Raw genomic sequence first — 222 nt, 5'->3', positions numbered from 1 at the left:
ACTGAATCAGAGATTGAATCGGATGTTGAATCACTATCTGAAACTGAGTCAGAAATTGAATCTGACGTTGAGTCGCTATCTGAAACCGAATCAGAGATTGAGTCAGACGTTGAGTCGCTATCTGAAACTGAATCAGAGATTGAATCGGATGTTGAATCGCTATCTGAAACTGAATCACTAATTGAATCGGATGTCGAATCACTATCTGAAACGGAATCACTG

The 222-nt window shown here is 39.6% G+C and carries 1 protein-coding gene; it reads right to left on the bottom strand.

Annotated elements, in window-relative coordinates; translation table 11 throughout:
* On the bottom strand, window positions 1-222 hold a 222-nt coding region (locus tag IAE51_RS12095; RefSeq protein ID WP_200095659.1), incomplete at both ends, for a hypothetical protein.

Source organism: Lactococcus sp. S64 (genome assembly GCF_016516525.1).
Lineage (GTDB): Bacteria > Bacillota > Bacilli > Lactobacillales > Streptococcaceae > Lactococcus > Lactococcus lactis.
Note: the sequence above shows the minus strand (reverse complement) of the source record. Positions and strands in the feature narration are given on the sequence as shown.